This is a genomic window from Halarcobacter sp. (genome assembly GCF_963676935.1).
Lineage (GTDB): Bacteria > Campylobacterota > Campylobacteria > Campylobacterales > Arcobacteraceae > Halarcobacter.
Window position 1 is genome coordinate 476,491 of the sequence record NZ_OY781470.1, and the last position, 16,998, is coordinate 493,488.

Sequence of the window (16,998 nt, forward strand, 5' to 3'; positions counted from 1 at the left end):
ATAGGGGGGAGGGAATGAATTCTTTCCTTTTACAAGGAGTATAAAGTACTAAATGTCTACAAACTAAAAGCTTATAGATTCACTTACTGATGAAATTATAATGAAAAAAAGTAGTGAAAAAGTGTGCATTTTAAACAAATTAAAAAAAATTGAGAAATTCTTGTTAAGTTGACGTTAATAAATAATTAAAAATGAGTTAAATACTTGATGTCATAATTTCAATGTAGCAAATGAAAAGTTACTTAAATTGACAAAAGGATTTGAGATGAAAACAAAAGTATTAATGGCAGTAGCACTTACTGGATTATTAGGAACTGGTCTTTATGCATATGGTGGAAATATGCAAAGTATGCAAAAAGGTATGAGTTGTCCTAGTGGAATGAACAATTCTATGATGATGAAAAAACAAAAAAAAATGAGAAGTCATGGAGTAATGAGTCTTTTAAGAGATTTAAATTTAACTTCTGAACAAATGAAAGATATTCAAAGTATCAAACAAGAGTTAATGAAAAAAAGAACAAGACCTACAGTTGCTTTTACAAAAGAAGGCTTTGATAAAGAGAAATATATTCAAATAATGAAACAAAAAAGAGATAATATGCTAGAATCAAAAGCTGAAATGATTGATAAAGTGTATAAAGTCTTAACTTCTGAACAAAAAGAACAATTAAAAGTTCTTATGGATTTAAGAGCAGAAAGAATGAGTACAATGATGAATAAAAGGATGAGATTTTGATAAAAATTGCTATGGTAGAAGATGATTTAGAATTAGCAGAAGTTCTAACCCAATACTTAAAGCAGTATAATATTGAAGTTACAAACTATGAGGAGCCATATTTGGCTCTAAGTAGTCTAAGAATAAATAAATTCGATCTAATAATTTTAGATTTAACTCTTCCAGGAATGGATGGTTTGGATGTTTGTAAAGAGGTTGTAAAAAATTTTGATATACCGATTATAATATCAAGTGCTAGAAGTGATATAACTGACAAAGTAACTGCTTTACAATTAGGTGCTGATGATTATTTACCAAAACCCTATGATCCAAGGGAACTAGAAGTTAGAATAAAAACAATCTTAAGAAGATTTAATCATAATAATGAGGATGTAAAAGAGAAAAAATCTAAACTTTTCAATCTTGATTTAGAAAAAAAAGAGATTACAAAAGATGGTAAATATATAAAATTGACTGCTGCTGAATATGAGGTTTTGTCATTGATGATAAAAAGGGAAGGTTTTGTAATAAGTAGAGAAGATATTTTTGAAAATTCAGATTTAATGAATTCAGATTATGAAAGTTCAGGTTCATTAGCTGTTATTATAAATAGAATAAGACATAAAATAGAAGAGAGTCCAAAAGAACCGCAATATTTACATACAATTAGAGGAATGGGGTACAAGTTTACAAATGAATAGAGAATCAATATTTTTTACAATAACAATAAGTTTTTTCATTTCCATATTACTAGTTATAGTTAGTTTTGGTATTTTAATGATTGGAAATCAAAAAAGAGTAGAACATTATTTATTTGAAAAATATCGACCAGTATCACAAATGATTTTTAAACATCATTTTCGAAATGGCAGTTTTGATGAAAGATTTTATGAAAGTTTAAAATCACTTAATTTTAATATGATTTCAGAAATGCCTTCGATAAATGGTGTAACATACAATCCAAAAACAAAAATTTTAGTGCAGAGAAGATACAAAGATATACTTTTTAGAGTTTTACAATTAAATAATAAGCAATATTTATATCTTAAAAAACGAAATAATACATTTTTAATTGAAGATAAAAATGATTTAACTGTAGATTCTAAAATATATATAATTTTAGGTTTTGCAATAATATTAATCACCTTGATTTTATCTTTTCTTGTAACCCTAAGAAAACTTATGCCAATAAAAATACTAAAAGATAAGGTTAGTACCTTAGGGGAAGAAAATTTTGACTTTGAATGTTGTGATACAAATAGAAAAGATGAGGTGTCTTTATTAGCAAAAGAGTTTAAACTTAGTGCTAAAAAATTAAAAAAATTAAAAGAAGCTAGAAATGTATTTATTAGAAATATAATGCATGAATTAAAAACTCCAATCACAAAAGGGAAGTTTCTTACAGAATTGGAAAGAAATGAAGAAAACTATGAGAAACTAAAAGAGGTATTTAATAGGTTAGAATCCTTAATTAATGAATTTGCTTCAATTGAGGAATTAATATCTTCTTCAAAAAATATTGAAAAAAAACATTATTTTTTAGATGATATTATTGATAATGCAAAAGATATTTTGATGTTAGATGATGAATTAGTAATAGAAGATTTTGAGAATGTAAAGCTTGATATCAATTTTAAACTTTTTTCTATAGCTATTAAAAATTTAATTGACAATGCAATTAAATATTCAGATGATAGAAAAGTTATTATAAAAAATAGCAATGAAGATATAATTTTTGAAAATAGTGGAAAAGAGTTAGAATTTGATTTAGAAAAGTATTATGAACCATTTTTTGCCAATGAAGAAAAAATTAAAAATTCATTTGGATTAGGTTTATATATTGTTAATAATATTTTAAAAGCGAATAACTATATTTTAGAGTATGAATACAAAGACAATAAAAATATTTTTATTTGTAAAAAGGAAGAGAAATAGTTTACGACATAGCTATTATAGGAGCTGGTGCAAGTGGTTTAATGTTTGCCTCACAAATAAAAAATAGAAATATTTGTTTAATAGAAAGCAACTCTAAAATAGGACAAAAAATAAAAGTTAGCGGTGGAGCTAAATGCAATATTACAAATGAAAAAGTAAGTAGTGATAACTATTTAGGGGATAGGAAACTTAGCTCTTTTGTTTTGAAAGAGTTTTCAAATAAAGATCTATTGAATTTTCTAAATAACAACGGTGTATATCCCAAAATAAATCCAAAAATAGTAAAAGGTACATATTTTTGTCAATCCTCTCAAGATGTGATAAATATGTTTTCAAAAACAACTAGCCATGTGAAAAAATTTTTAAATACAAAAGTTGTTGATGTAGATTTTAATGAAATATTTACTATTAAGACAGATAGTCAAAATATAAAAGCAAAAAAACTTGTAGTTGCAAGTGGTGGTTTATCCTATGAAGGTTTAGGTGCATCAAGTATTGCTTTTGATATAGCAAAAAAGTTTGGACATACAGTTACAAAATTAAATCCTGCACTTGTAGGATTTACAGTACAAAAAGAGCAATTTTGGTTTAAAAAATTAAGTGGTTTATCTATTATGGCAAAAGCAAAAGTTGAAAATAAATCTTTTTATGGTTCTTTACTTTTTGCACATAAAGGGTGTTCTGGTCCAATAATTTTAAATAGTTCCTTATATTGGAAAAAAGGAAAAATGAGTTTTGATTTTTTACCAAATAAAAAAATAAAAAAACTTTTAACTGGAAATGCCTTGATAAGTTCAAGAATTCCACTTCCTAAAAGATTTATGCAAGAGTTTTTAAACTCAATTAAAGTTGAGGATAAACCTTGTAATAAGTTAAATATTGAAGAGTTAAAAAGCCTTGAGACAATACATAACTATGAGTTTTCCCCTGCGGGTAATTTTGGTTATACAAAAGCCGAAGTTACAAAAGGTGGGATATCTACTGATGAAATAGATTTTCAATCTATGGAAAGTTTAAAACAAAAAGATTTATATTTTTTAGGTGAATGTTTAGATGTTACAGGTGAACTTGGAGGTTATAACTTTCAGTTTGCTTTTTCTAGTGCTGTATCTTGTGCAAATAGAATTTAATATAAGTTAGTAACTTTTTGTTACTAACTTAATAAATGGATAAAGTGCATATGTTTTTGATAATGGTCAACTATATCATTTCTAATTCCATCTTTTGACCATCCCATAATATCGTAATCTTGTCCACCTTCAATTAGGTGTACAACTGCACAATAATATAGTTCTTCTTCGCTTCTTTCATTATCATCTTTTTCATCAACTGCAAAACTTGGTTTAACTCTAGGTACAAGTTTAACTTTATAAATAAAGTTTTTGTTTTCTCCAAAGTTTCCTTCTTCTCCAAGAAAGACAGTTAGAGATATCCCCTCATCACTTTCATTTATAGAAACATCTAATTCATGTTTTTTTAACTCTTCAGCAACATCAGTAATAGCAGGAGATGCAATTTTTTGAATAAACCTTTTTACATTGTTTTTAGATGGGAAATCAATTATATTACTTAACCTTGCATCCCAATCAGCAGTATTACTTGTAGTTGTGATTTGAGTTGGACTATATAATAAACTCTCTTTTTTTGCTATATCTACTCTTAAGGCTTTCATTAAACCATAGCAGGCAATTAATAAGACAATGGAAAAGGGCAGGGCACTAGCAATAGTCATTGTTTGTAAAGCACTTAATCCACCAACTAAAATTAATATAGAGGCAATTACCCCTTCTCCTACAGCCCAATAAACCCTTTGCCAAATAGGTGTCTTATCATTTCCATTTGAACAAAGCATATCAATAACCATAGAACCTGAGTCTGATGATGTTACGAAAAATACAATTACCATAACTGTTGCCACAATTGAAGTTAAACCACTAAAACTAAAGTGCTCTAAAAATGCAAATATTGCTACAGGTACATTATTTTTAACAATTTCTCCAAAGGCAACGAATCCGTCATCTAAAATTAGACTAATAGCTGAGTTACCAAAAAAAGTCATCCACATCAAAGTAAATCCTGTTGGAACAAGAAGAACACCAAGTGTGAATTCTCTAATTGTTCTACCCCTAGAAATTCTTGCAATAAATAAACCAACAAATGGTGACCAAGATATCCACCATGCCCAATAGAGAATAGTCCAACCACCTATCCAATCTGTTTTTTGATAAGCAAAAAGATTAAAGGTACTTTTTAATAAGTTTGAAGCATAATCCCCAACATTTTGTACATATGCTTGAAGTAAGAAAATAGTATTTCCTGCAACTAAAACAAAAAGTAAAAGTAACACGGCCAATACAAGATTTATCTCTGATAAAATTTTGATACCTTTATCAAGTCCTGTTGTTACTGAAAGTGTAGCTAGAGCAGTTATTCCAATAATCAAAATAACTTGTGAAGTGGGACTTACTGGTATATCCCATAAATAGTTAAGTCCTGTATTTACTTGAAGAACACCATAACCTAAAGATGTGGCAACCCCAAATAAAGTACCAATAACTGCAAAAATATCAACAGCATGTCCAATAGGTCCATATATTTTATCTCCAATTAAAGGATAAAGTGCCGATCTTAATGTTAAAGGTAAGTTATGTCTATAACTAAAAAATGCTAAGATAATTGCAACAATTGCATATATTGCCCAAGCATGAAGTCCCCAGTGAAAAAATGTGATTCTCAAAGCTTCTTTTGCAGCCTCAATTGTACTTCCTTCTCCCACAGGTGGGTTTAAAAAATGCATTACTGGTTCAGCAACACCAAAAAACATAAGACCAATACCCATCCCTGCTGAAAAAAGCATAGCAAACCATGAAAGATATGAATAATCTGCTGTAGAATGATCAGGACCTAATTTAATATCACCGTATTTTGATAATGCCAAGTAAAATACAGTGATTAAAATAATAGCTACAGTTAGAACATAAAACCAACTTCCATTTTGTACAATTACATTTTGTAAGTTTTTGAAAAATGAATCTGCAAATTTTGGAAAAATTGAAGCAAATAATGCTAATAAAGCAATTATTCCAGATGATGTAAAAAAAACATGTTTATTTAATTTTGAGTTCAAGAAAATCCTTTTGTTTAATAAAAAATAAAAAGTAAACTATATTTTACAGTTTTATTCTTAATATAAATTACTTTAAAGCTATATTTAAGATTATATTTATTTAGAAAAAAAATTAAAATCATTTATTATTTTTGGATATATAAAGCTAAAATGTTGAAGTAATAATATTATAAATGTTTAATAAATTATAAAAATAATATTGCAAAATGAATATAAAAAAGTTATAATATTAAATTATAAAACAAACTAAAGGCTGAGTTTAATGTTTTTTTCAGGTTCTAAAGTAAAAGAGGAAGAGAATCTCCAATTAAAAAATGAGATAGAAAGGTTAAAAGAACAACTACAACAAAAAGATCAAAAGATTGAATCTTTACAAGAAGAGTTAAAAAGTTCAATATCAAGTGATGAATTAAATAAAATAAAAGAAGAACTTGATATTTATGTTCAAATGGCAGGCTTCTCTCAAAGCGAAGGTTTAATAGTATTTGGAAAAAATGATGAAGTTTTTTTTAGAAATAAAAATACTATTGAACATGGGGTAGATGAAAAAATTGTATTAAATGCAGTTAAAGAATCTTCAGATCGAGTTATCTTAAATGATTGTGAAGCTTCCGTAGCAATTAAACAATTTAATGACTACACAATTGTATCGTTAAAACAAACTTCAATTCATGATAAAAAAGATGGCGGTTTATTGGAAAGACACAATAAAAATATGACTAACTCTTTATCTTCTACACAAAATACATATTTGAGTTTATTAGATGAATTGAAATCAATGATGACAGAATCTAAAGATACAGCTGATGGTTCTACAAAAGGGTTAAATCTTACTAATAATATTGTTCAAGATACTGAAAAATTACACAGTGAAATTGAAACTGAACATGAAGTTGTTAGTTCTTTAGTTTCAAAAAGTAAAGATATTTCAGATGTTATTAATATTATTCAAGAAATAGCATTTCAAACAAATATTCTTTCACTTAATGCAGCAGTTGAAGCTGCAACTGCTGGTGAAGCAGGAAAAGGTTTTGCAGTAGTTGCACAAGAAGTGAGAAATCTCGCAAATAGATCAGCAGAAGCTGCAACTCAAATAAAAAATGTAGTAGATTCAATCCAAATGGAAACAGGAAGAATTAAAAAGAGTTCTGAAAGTGTTGCTGTTGTAGTAAATGAAACTAAAGATAGAGTTTTGGTTTTAAGTGAATTAATGAATAGTTTCCAAAGAAATGCTAACAGAGCTGTTTATGAAGTTGAAAGTATTTCTAATAAAATATTTATAAACTTAGCTAAATTAGACCATGTAATATATAAAAATAATTTATATCAATTAATATTTGGTGGAGAACATAACTTTAATCCTGTTGACCACCATAATTGTAGACTTGGTAAATGGTATGAAACTGGATTAGGTAAAGAAGAGTTTAGTATGGTTCCTTCATATAAACATCTTGAAAAACACCATTCAATTGTACATGATGAAGCTAATTCATTAGCTAAAGAGTGTTCTGGACATTCTGTTTCATGCTCTAAACAATTGATTGAAACAAAAATAGAGTTCGTTGAAGATTCAAGTGAGCAAGTATTTATTTATTTAGACAGAATTTTAGAAGAGAAAAATAATTTGATTATGAAAGAAGCTGCATCTAAGCTTTTTGATGAATAAATGGAGAAAAAATGAGTGATAAAATTTATGAAATAGCAGTTGTTGATGATGAAACTGAAATTTTAGGTATGATACAAAAATATTTAGGAAAAGTGGGAAAATATAAAGTAACAACATTTTCAAACCCTGTTGTAGCAGTTGATTCTGTAGAAAAAGGTAAATATGATTTAATTCTTTTAGATATTATGATGCCACAAATGACTGGATTAGAAGCTTTGGAAAAAATTATTGAAAAAAATCCTTCTCAGAAAGTTTGTATGATGACTGCATATTCTACATTAGATAAAGTTTTAAAATCTCATAAAGAGGGTGCAACAAATTATGTAATGAAACCTTTTTCTTCTTTGCAAGCGTTAGAAACAAAGATTAAAAATATATTAGATTCTTAAACTTATGTATTTTAAGAGATTATTAAATTGGTATATTCTCTTAGCTGTTGTTTTAGTTGTAATTATTGTAGTATTTTTTAAGACTTTTGAAAATAAAGAAAAAAATTTAGTTTTAAAAAATACAACTTTAAAGCTTGATAATATTTACCAAAAATACCTACAAAATATGAAAGAGTATAATGAAATACTCTTTTTTAATCACATTATTAGTAATAGTAAGTTAAATAATTTACTAGTAAAAGATGATAATAAGTCTCTAGAAGATATTAATTTTATTAAAAATAGTCTAAATGATTTATCAAGATTTTTTAAAACTTATAATATTGATGAAATATCTATTTATTCAAAAAATTTTAAACCTATTTATAGTAGTAAATATAAGATTGAAAAAATAGATTTAACAGATTCATATAAAAAAATTTTTAAAGATATTGTTAAAAATAAAAAAGATATATCATCTATTGTAGTTTCAAATGCAAGTGTTTCATTAAAAATATTTAAACCCTTACTTGATGAAAACCATTCTCTTCGAGGTATTTTTGAAACTTCAATTGATTTATCTAAATTTTCCCATAAAATATTTATAAATGAAGATATAAATGTAAAATATATCTTTAAAAAATCTATTTTAGAAAAATATTTAGATGCAAAATTTTTAGAAAATTATTTACCATATAGTTATGATAAAAACTATCTTTACAAAAAATCATTTTTTGGTAGTAGAAACACTAATAATTTAGATAAAAGTGAAATTGAGGCTAATCTAAACAAAGAAATTAGATTTAATTTAATTTCAATAAAAAATAATCAAACATATTTAAATAGTTTTATTCCAATCTCTAAATATTTTTCAGATGAAAAAATAGGATATATTGTTTTTACTACTAAATTTTTTAATTATTCAGAAATCTTATACAAATACAATTTATTAATGTTATTTACAATTTTTTCTCTATTATTTATTTTTATTGTATTTGATCAATACAATAGAAGAAAAAAACTTTTTTATAAACTACAATTAAAACTAAATAGCATAACAAAAAGTATTGATAAGTATGTAATCTTTGTTGAAACAGACATAGAAGGTATAATTACTTATTGTTCACAAGCTTTTTGTGATATTAGTGGATATAAAAAAAATGAAATAATTGGAAGACCTATGAGTATTGTTAGAAATCCAGATATCTCAAAGAAGTTTTTTGAAAGTATGTGGGAGAAAATATCTCAGGGCAAAACTTGGGAAGGTGAAATTAAAAATTTAGATAAAAATGGAAATTCTTATTGGGAGAAAGGTGTTATCTCTCCTATATATTCTTTTAATAAAAAAATTATAGGTTATAGAGCAATTAAAGTAAATATTACTGATGAGAAACAATTACAAAAAGTAAACAGTTTATTAAAAAAAGAGTTGTTTTTTAAATTAAATGAGATAAAAACAATTGACCAATTAAAAGTTGATGAATCTAAAATTAAATTGATGAGTCAAATACTAGATACTTTTTCAAGTGAGTGGAAAAAACCTATATCAAATATAAGTTCAAACCTATTGGAGTTTGAAAATAGAGTTGATACAGCAAGATATACAAAAAATGATTTGAAAGAGTTTATATTAAATCAAAAAGAAGAGATCAAATATTTATCAATAAACCTAAATGAGTTTAGAAAGTTATTTATAGATAGTGATAAAAATGATAAATATAACATATATGAGGTTATTAAATCTGCAATAGATTCTTTTAGTGATGAAAATATTGTTTTTGAATTTAAAGGGGATGATTCTATAGAAAACTATGGTGTTTTTTATGATTTAAAAAAAGTTGTATCGGGAATTGTTATAAACTCAATTGATGCTTTCAAAAGTAAAAAGATTGAAGATAAAAAAATAACTATTCAATTAATAGAAGGGGAAGATACAGCCACACTAAAAATATCAGATAATGCAGGTGGAATTCCAAAAGAGATACTTCCAAAGATATTTGATTATAACTTTAGTACAAAATATCATACTAAAGTTGAAGGCTTACCTTTATATCTTGCAAAACTTATTATAGAAAAATCTGATGGAAAGATGTGGGTTGAAAATATAGAAAATGGATGTTGTTTTTTTATAGAGTTAAAAATAAAAGATAAAAGAAGTGAAAAAAGAGAATTTATATGAAATTAAAATTTTCTACAAAACTATTTTTTACCTTTTTATTGTTTGGTACCATAATATTACTATTTTTAGGATATTTTGAATATAAAATTATAGAAGAAAAAGTTAAAGAAAATAGTATAAAAACTTTTTCTTCAAATATTGATGCCATAAAAATAAAAATAAAAAAAATAAAAAAAGAAAATAAAAATATTATAAACTCGATTGAAAGATTAAATTCAATAGAAAATATGAGTAATTCGAAACTTTTAGATTACTTAAAAACTATTATAGATTCTCACATGAATATCTTAGAGATTTCAATTTTGGATAAAAACTATAAAGTTTTATTAAATGCTACAAAAGATAATAAGTTTGAAGATAAAGATTACTATAAATATTTATCCTCTATAGATAAAAATGAAACTTATTTTAGTAATATTGATTTAAAAACTACCAATAAAGATATTGTATATCCCTTAGTTCATAGCCTGAAAATTGCAAAAAAGGTAGATGGTTATATTATATTTTTAGAGATAAATATTAATGATTTAATAAATTCTTTAAAAAAATTTTCATATGTTATTGACAAAAATAACCAAATCATTTTTGATAAAACAAATAAATATACTTGGTCTAAGTATTATTATCCAAATATAAATTTAAAAGATAATCTTACATTTCTAAATGAGATAGTTTATAAAAAAGAACTCGTTTTTCAAAATAATTATATATATAAATTTGTTGATATAGATAAAAATAATTATTTAATTTTTTTAAATAGTTTTGAAAATCTAAATCTAAATGAATTTATTGATTTATACTTATACGAAATTTTAATTGTATCTATATTAACTCTAATTATATCATTGGTTTTATCTTTACTGTTAACTGTTCCTATTTCAAATATAAATGAAAAACTACTGATAGAAAAAGATTCTTTATATAATTCAATCAAAAAGAAAACTCTCGAATTAGATGAGAGTTTAGAGATAATTGATAAGCATATAATGTTTTTAAAGATGAGTAAAAAACATATAATTGAAGATGTTAGTTCATATTTTTGTGAAATTTATGGGTATCAAAAAGAGGAACTTTTAGGTCAACATTATTCTATCCTTTATTCAAAAGATAGATATAAACAAATCAAAAAAGAGGTTTTTGATAAATTACCTGAAACAAAGGAATGGAGAGGTGAAGTTTTAGCTAAGAAAAAAGATGGGGAAGAGTATTGGGTTGAATCATATATAAAAACTGATTATGAAGGAACAAAACTTAAATCATACACAATTATTAGAAAAGATATTAGTGATAATAAAAAAGTTGAGAAACTATATGAAGATTTATATTATCAAATTGAACAATTGAATGTAATATTTCAAAATGTATATAGTGGTATTAGTTTAATAGATTTAGAAGGAAATATCAAAAAATCAAATTTGGCATTTTGTAATATGCTTGGATATAAAAATGATGAAATCACTTCAATAAATATTTTTGATTTAATAAATACTAATAATAAAAATTTATTAGAAAAAATATTAAAAGATTTAAAGGATTTTGGTTCTATATCAGATATGGAATTCATATTTATTACAAAAAACGAAGGTGAAATATATTTAAATCTTTCTTTGAAAATACTTCCAGATAGATCTAATGTAGTAGTTGTTTTTAATTCATTAGAGGATAAAAGAAAGCTTCAAGAGTTAAATCAAAATCTTGAGCAAAGAGTATATGAGGAAGTTAAGAAAAATATTCAAAAAGATAAAGCTCACCAAGAAGAAAGATTAAAAAATGTAAAGCTTACTTCTATTGGAACTTTAGCAGCAGGTATAACTCATGAAATAAATACTCCACTTACATATTTAAAAGGTAATTTTGAAATGTTACAAATGGATATTGATGATGTAGATGATGAGAATTTAAAAAATGAAATGATTGAGAGTTGTACAAAAATTTCAGATGCAATATCAAGAATATCAGTGATTGTTGAATCTATGAGAGAGATGTCCCAAACCTCTTCAGAAATAAAAGAAAAAACAAATGTATTTTCTACTTTGGTTACTTCTTTAACTATGGCATACAATGTTTCTAAACAGATTTCAAGAATATATTTAAATGATAATGAGTTTAAACTTACAAATATAAAAAAAGATGAGATGCAGTTTTTTGCAAAAATTCAAAAACAAAGACTTGAACAAGTATGGATTATTATTATAAATAATGCTTTAGATGAATTAAAAAAGATAGAAAGTTATGAAAATAGAAGATTAGATATAAGAATATATGAAGAAGATGATTTTATTATCACTAAATTTATAGATAATGCAGGTGGAATAAAAAAAGAAATATTAGCCAAAATATTTGAACCTTTTATAAGCTCAAAAGAACACAGTGGAATGGGTATAGGACTTAATATTGCAAAAAAAATAGTTGATGAGCAAGAAGGTATAATGGAAGCATATAATCAAGATGATGGTGCAGTATTTGAAATCAAACTTCAAAAAGCTAAATGATAAAAGAAAGTGAAAACTAATACTAGTCTCGATACAATTTCACAATTTATATTATAGGGTAGATTTTGAGAATAGCATTTATTGGTGATATCGTTGGACGTCCAGGCAGAAAAATTATTAAAGAGAATCTTTTTAAAATAAAAGATCAATATAATATTGATTTTGTAATAGCAAATGGTGAAAATGCAAGTCATGGATTTGGACTTACTGTAAAAAACTGTAATGAGTTATTAAAAGCAGGAATAGATATTATTACAGGTGGAAACCACTCTTTTGATAAAAAACAAGAGATGTTTGCACTTCTTGAAACTGGACAGGTTTTAAGACCAGATAATTACCCTGAAGGGGTACCTGGTTCTGGTATTAAAGTTGTTGAAGTAAATAATGAAAAACTAGCTGTTATAAACCTAATGGGACAATTTGGTATGCCAATGGTTGAAAATCCATTTAATTGGGTAAAAAAGATAATGGAAGATTTAAAACAGCAAAATATTAAAAATATTTTTGTAGATTTTCATGCAGAAGCTACAAGTGAAAAAAGAATTATTTTTATGATGTTAAAAGGTCAAGTTAGTGCAGTTTGTGGAACTCATACTCATATTGGTACTGACGACTTAGAAATCACAGATAATACAGCATACCTTACAGATATTGGTTTAACAGGTTGTAGAGATAATGTGATAGGAATGAATGAAAATGTGCCAATTCAAAAAGTAACTACTGGATTAGGTGGACATTTTGAAGTTCCTAATTCTTGTAAATCAATTTTACAAATGATGCTAATAGATATAGAAGAGGGTAAAGCTATTAACAGTTTTAAACTAAAAAAATATTGCGATAAAGATGAAATAATAAAAACAGATGCAATTATCAACTAAAATCTCTAATAGTTTTGAACTGCTAGCTTTTTTAAAAAATAAAAACCTTTTAGAAAATCATAATGAGTATTGGTGGCCAAATGAAAACTCTTTTGAGATTTTAATTGGTGCAATATTGACTCAAAATACAAAATGGATAAATGTAGAGAGATCACTTTCCAATTTAAAGAAATTAAATCTTCTTTCTTTAGAAGCTTTAATTGATGTTGATTTAGTGTTGCTCATAGAAGCAATAACTCCTAGTGGATTTAAGAATCAAAAATCTCAAAGATTAAAACTTTTAGCAAAAAATATCATTGATGAGTTTGTCAATTTCGAAACTTTTTTAAAAGAAGTTGATAGGCAATGGTTATTAAAGCAAAAAGGAATAGGCTTTGAAACAGCTGATGCAATACTTTGTTATGCTTGTCATAGAGAGTTTATGGTTGTAGATAAATATACTCAGAAATTAGTCTCATTTGTAGGTTTTGAATTTGATAACTATGAAGATTTACAAAGCTGGTGTGAATATGGAATTAATGAAAATTTGGATAAAATTGTCAAACTTTATGGTTATGATATACCTCTAAATAAAATATATTGCAGATTCCATGGAAAAATTGTTGAATTTATGAAAATTAATAAATTAAGTAAGGGTGAAGAATGATTATTATTCCACAAACAAAAGGTGGTGTTGGTAAATCTACAGTTGCAATGCAAGTAATTGCACCGTATCTTTTTAAAAAACATGGCAAAAAAGTAACTTACATAGAAATTGATGATGAGAATAATGACAGTAAATCTTTTACAAGAACTGAAATTGTTGATAAAAGAATGTTAGGGACTAACAAACTTACAGAATTAGATGAACTTATCTTAATGGATGATAATCATGAGATTATTGTTGATGTAGGTGGAAATAAAACCTCCTCTTTAGTTTTAGAAGAGATTAAAAAAGTTGGTTCGTTTGGTAATATAAAATGGATTATTCCTCTAGGTGATGGGGAATTAGATGGTAAAAATGCTATTGCAACTTTGAAAAAAATTAAAAAAATTGAACAAAATCTAGATAACAATATTCTTTTTGCTTTAAATAGAGCGATTTCTATGGATGCAGATTATATTGAAGAGCAATTTATAAACTTTTTTGGACATAAATATTTAGATAGTAATTCAGTTATTTGTGATTTTGTAAAGGATCCTAAATATTTTCCTGTTAAAAATGATAAAGTTATTACCATGAGTAGATATTTAGGAAGTACTGTATGGGAAATGGCATACAATAATACTGATTTTGCTGCTAAAGCTATGAAAGCAAAAGAGTTAGGAGATATTGAAAGTGCTAGAAAATATCTTTTCTTTAGAAGAATACAAACAGAAGCAAAAGATTATGTATTAGGAACACTTAATAAAATATTTTATGATTTAGATAATTGGTTAAATATTAAAAAATGAGTGATATGACATTTAAACAGGCTAAAGAGATAGTTGAAAGACTTGAACTAGCAGAGCTTAGCCTTAGAAACTCTTTTGATAATATAGATTATGCAAGAAGATCATTAGATGATTCAATTATTGAACAAAAAAAAGTATTAAAACAAATTCCACAAAAAGATAAAAAGATTTCAATATTATATATTATTATCATGTTAAATGTTGGCTTTATTGCTGGTCTTTTTGTAGGTAAATATTTATTATAAAATTTAGGAATATGAATGGGTAAACAAGAAAAAATTGTAACTATGTTTAATGAAATTGCAGGAACATACGATATTGCAAATAGAGTATTAAGTCTTGGGATTGATAAATCATGGAGAAACAAAGCTTGTAACAAAGCTTTTGAACTTTATGATAAAAATGAGATAGAAAGAATTGTTGATGTTGCTTGTGGTACAGGTGATATGATAGAGTTTTGGCAAAGAATTGCAAAAGATAATGGTATTTTGTTAGATAATATTGTAGGTGTAGATCCAAGTGTTGGAATGATGGATGTAGCAAAACAAAAACTTCCTGAAGTAAAATTTATTGAAGCAGGTGCTGCACAAATGCCTTTAGAAAATGACAGTGCTGATATCATCTCAATCTCATATGGAATTAGAAATGTTGTTCAAAGACAAGAAGCTTTTGATGAATTCTCAAGAGTTCTAAAAAAAGGTGGTCTTGTTGTAATCTCTGAGTTTACTAAAAAAGAAAAGACTTCTGTTTTAGATCATTTAACTGACTTTTATATGAATAAAGTATTGCCTACATTAGGAGGACTAATTTCTAAAAATAAAGCTGCATATACTTATCTTCCAAACTCAATTGATGAGTTTTTAACAACTGAAAATCTTTGCAAAGAGTTAAAACAAGCAGGACTTGAACCTATTTATACTAAAGATTTCTCAATGAAAATCTCAACTTTAATTATCGCAAGAAAAATATAGTTTCTTACGATAATAAAGGAAAAATTTGAATTCTGCAATATCTGTTTCCACACTAAATACTCAAATAAAATCTTTATTAGAAACAACATTTATAAATGTTTATGTTGAAGGGGAAATTTCTAATTTAACTTATCATAATTCTGGACATATATATTTTTCTATAAAAGATGAAAATTCTACTATCTCATGCGTTATGTTTAAAGGTAATGCAAAGTATTTGAAGTTTCAATTGGAAGTGGGACAAAAAATCACTATTACAGGGACTATTACTGTTTATACACCAAGGGGAAGTTATCAACTTTTATGTAATAAAATTGAACCTTCTGGACAAGGGGCATTAGCTCTAGCTTATGAACAATTAAAAGCAAAACTTCAAGCAAAAGGGTATTTTAATCCTGAAATAAAAAAAGCATTACCAAAATATCCTAAAAAAATAGCACTTATCACCTCTCCAACGGGTGCAGCAATTGCAGATATGAAAAAAGTAGCTACTCATAGATGGCCTTTAGTTGAACTTGTATTAATACCAACATTAGTGCAAGGAGAAGAAGCAAAATATGATATTATAAAATCAATAAAGTATGCTCAAACTTTAGATGTTGATCTTTTGATTGTTGGAAGAGGTGGGGGAAGTTTAGAGGATTTATGGGCATTTAATGAGGAGTTAGTTGCGACTGCTATTTATGAATGCTCAAAACCAATTATCTCTGCTGTTGGTCATGAAATAGATTTTTTAATTTCTGATTTTGTAGCTGATATTAGAGCTGCAACACCATCAAATGCAATGGAAATTGCACTTCCTGATATAAATGAACATAGAATATATTTAGATAATTTAGAGAGTGACCTAAGTATTAGATTTAAAAATTTAGTTTCACAAAAACAAAATAGTTTAGATAATATAAAATCTCTTTTTGAACAAAACTCTTTAAAATCAAAATTTAATTTTATTGAAGAGCAAATAAAATTAATGAAGAAAAATTATGATAGTTATATGAGTACTATTTTAAATAATAAACAAAATAGTATTAATTTATTAAAAAATGCAATAGAATCTAATCATCCAAGTAAAAAAGAGTTAAATGGCTATGCTCAGATAACTTTAAAAAATAAAATAATAAAACTGGAAGATTTAAAAGAAGATGATATTATTGCTTTGCAATCCCCAAAAACGATAGTTTCATGTAAGGTATTAAATATAAAAAATCAATAATAAATTAAGTTTATAATCGC

The 16,998-nt window shown here is 25.7% G+C and carries 15 protein-coding genes; 14 read left to right on the plus strand and 1 reads right to left on the minus strand.

Annotated elements, in window-relative coordinates; translation table 11 throughout:
- Positions 1-265: 265 nt before the first annotated feature.
- Genes ACKU4C_RS02315 through ACKU4C_RS02330 form a run of 4 tightly spaced genes read left to right on the plus strand, consistent with a single transcriptional unit; the run spans position 266 to position 3,780 of the window.
- The gene (locus ACKU4C_RS02315; protein WP_321314247.1) at positions 266-736 is read left to right on the plus strand and encodes a Spy/CpxP family protein refolding chaperone; all 471 of its coding nucleotides are present in this window, start codon (positions 266-268) and stop codon (positions 734-736) included.
- Entirely contained in the window at positions 733-1,416 is a 684-nt protein-coding gene (locus tag ACKU4C_RS02320; protein ID WP_321314248.1) for a response regulator transcription factor, read from the plus strand. Before ACKU4C_RS02315 ends, ACKU4C_RS02320 begins: the two co-directional genes overlap by 4 nt.
- Positions 1,409-2,650, plus strand: coding sequence for an ArsS family sensor histidine kinase (locus ACKU4C_RS02325; RefSeq protein WP_321314249.1), 1,242 nt, complete (start codon positions 1,409-1,411; stop codon positions 2,648-2,650). Before ACKU4C_RS02320 ends, ACKU4C_RS02325 begins: the two co-directional genes overlap by 8 nt.
- 41 nt (positions 2,651-2,691) lie before the next feature.
- Positions 2,692-3,780 (plus strand): aminoacetone oxidase family FAD-binding enzyme, encoded by a 1,089-nt coding sequence (locus tag ACKU4C_RS02330; protein WP_321314250.1) that lies wholly within the window; start codon positions 2,692-2,694, stop codon positions 3,778-3,780.
- A 23-nt stretch (positions 3,781-3,803) separates the two neighbouring features.
- Here the strand turns inward: ACKU4C_RS02330 and ACKU4C_RS02335 are convergent, their stop codons facing one another.
- Complete coding sequence (locus ACKU4C_RS02335) at positions 3,804-5,777, minus strand: choline BCCT transporter BetT (protein WP_321314251.1); 1,974 nt, start codon at positions 5,775-5,777, stop codon at positions 3,804-3,806.
- Positions 5,778-6,039: 262 nt separating this feature from the next.
- Here ACKU4C_RS02335 and ACKU4C_RS02340 point away from each other — a divergent pair, with 262 nt between their 5' ends.
- The 10 genes from ACKU4C_RS02340 (at position 6,040) to xseA (ending at position 16,978) form a co-directional block, all read left to right on the plus strand.
- The gene (locus ACKU4C_RS02340; protein WP_321314252.1) at positions 6,040-7,443 is read left to right on the plus strand and encodes a methyl-accepting chemotaxis protein; all 1,404 of its coding nucleotides are present in this window, start codon (positions 6,040-6,042) and stop codon (positions 7,441-7,443) included.
- 11 nt (positions 7,444-7,454) lie between these two features.
- The gene (locus ACKU4C_RS02345) at positions 7,455-7,832 is read left to right on the plus strand and encodes a response regulator (protein WP_321314253.1); all 378 of its coding nucleotides are present in this window, start codon (positions 7,455-7,457) and stop codon (positions 7,830-7,832) included.
- A 4-nt stretch (positions 7,833-7,836) separates the two neighbouring features.
- Positions 7,837-9,990 (plus strand): PAS domain-containing sensor histidine kinase, encoded by a 2,154-nt coding sequence (locus ACKU4C_RS02350; RefSeq protein WP_321314254.1) that lies wholly within the window; start codon positions 7,837-7,839, stop codon positions 9,988-9,990.
- The gene (locus ACKU4C_RS02355) at positions 9,987-12,482 is read left to right on the plus strand and encodes a PAS domain-containing sensor histidine kinase (RefSeq protein WP_321314255.1); all 2,496 of its coding nucleotides are present in this window, start codon (positions 9,987-9,989) and stop codon (positions 12,480-12,482) included. The genes ACKU4C_RS02350 and ACKU4C_RS02355 overlap by 4 nt, the downstream gene beginning before the upstream one ends.
- Positions 12,483-12,547: 65 nt before the next feature.
- Complete coding sequence (locus ACKU4C_RS02360) at positions 12,548-13,360, plus strand: TIGR00282 family metallophosphoesterase (RefSeq protein WP_321314256.1); 813 nt, start codon at positions 12,548-12,550, stop codon at positions 13,358-13,360.
- Entirely contained in the window at positions 13,344-14,006 is a 663-nt protein-coding gene (locus ACKU4C_RS02365) for a 3-methyladenine DNA glycosylase (RefSeq protein ID WP_321314257.1), read from the plus strand. Before ACKU4C_RS02360 ends, ACKU4C_RS02365 begins: the two co-directional genes overlap by 17 nt.
- The gene (locus tag ACKU4C_RS02370) at positions 14,003-14,794 is read left to right on the plus strand and encodes an AAA family ATPase (protein ID WP_321314258.1); all 792 of its coding nucleotides are present in this window, start codon (positions 14,003-14,005) and stop codon (positions 14,792-14,794) included. Before ACKU4C_RS02365 ends, ACKU4C_RS02370 begins: the two co-directional genes overlap by 4 nt.
- A 5-nt stretch (positions 14,795-14,799) precedes the next feature.
- A complete protein-coding gene (locus ACKU4C_RS02375; RefSeq protein ID WP_320036195.1) occupies positions 14,800-15,039 on the plus strand; it encodes a hypothetical protein in 240 nt (79 codons plus the stop codon).
- 15 nt (positions 15,040-15,054) lie between these two features.
- A complete protein-coding gene (ubiE, locus tag ACKU4C_RS02380; protein WP_321314259.1) occupies positions 15,055-15,765 on the plus strand; it encodes a bifunctional demethylmenaquinone methyltransferase/2-methoxy-6-polyprenyl-1,4-benzoquinol methylase UbiE in 711 nt (236 codons plus the stop codon).
- Positions 15,766-15,790: 25 nt separating this feature from the next.
- Complete coding sequence (gene xseA / locus ACKU4C_RS02385; protein WP_321314260.1) at positions 15,791-16,978, plus strand: exodeoxyribonuclease VII large subunit; 1,188 nt, start codon at positions 15,791-15,793, stop codon at positions 16,976-16,978.
- The last annotated feature ends 20 nt before the right edge of the window (positions 16,979-16,998 follow it).